We start from the raw sequence: 722 nt of genomic DNA, 5'->3' as shown, positions 1-722 counted from the left end.
GTCTTGCGCTCCACCATAAAGCGCCCGCTCTCGAACCACTCCGAGGGCTTGCCGTCCACAGTCTCACGCACCACCACCCGCGCCGCGCCTACAGGTAGATCCTTGTTGCCCATTACCGCCCATACTCCAAGTTCATTCGCTTGGGTCAGTGGTGCCAACAGCGCTTCAGTGTTGAACCATTGGGCAACGGTGATGGTCGCCCCGGGCGTGGCCAGACCGCTGAACAGTGGCCGGATTCCAACCCAGTCGCCCGCCTGCGGTTCGATGATTTGCGGGGCAGGTGTGAGCAAGCGAAAAAGCCGGGTAGGGGTGAAGTCTGAAAACTCTTGCGAATTGGCTCGTGCCTGCACGCCGATACCCTGCCCGGCACTCATTCCGTGCAGTATTTTCGCTGACCAGGTGCCCGCGGCTGCCACAATCGTATCGGCCAAATGTGTATCTGTAGCGCGCCGATAGATACGCAGGGTGTCGCCTTCATAGCCATAGCCGGAAACGGTCAACCATCTGCCCAGGTCTTCGCCGTCGAGGGGGGTATCGAATACCGGAATATCCGGTACTACCGTGACGTTGAACTCAACCGGTTCACTGGCGTAGGTTTTTTGCCATAACTCCGCCACCAGGTTCACAGGGCCCGCCGCACCGATCGTCACTTTCGCCTCCCAAGTGCCGTCCGGTGTCACTTCAGTGTCCGCCAAGGGCGGGGTCTGGCCCTTGATCGACAC

1 protein-coding gene is annotated in these 722 nt (G+C 60.1%); it reads right to left on the bottom strand.

Annotated features, from left to right (window positions below; all coding sequences use genetic code 11):
* The coding region (locus AC1DRJ_RS30945; RefSeq protein WP_477805460.1) for a hypothetical protein at positions 1 to 722 on the bottom strand (722 nt) is incomplete at both ends.

Source organism: Pseudomonas sp. P5_B2 (assembly GCF_056400445.1).
This window is presented reverse-complemented; position numbering and strand designations above follow the sequence as displayed.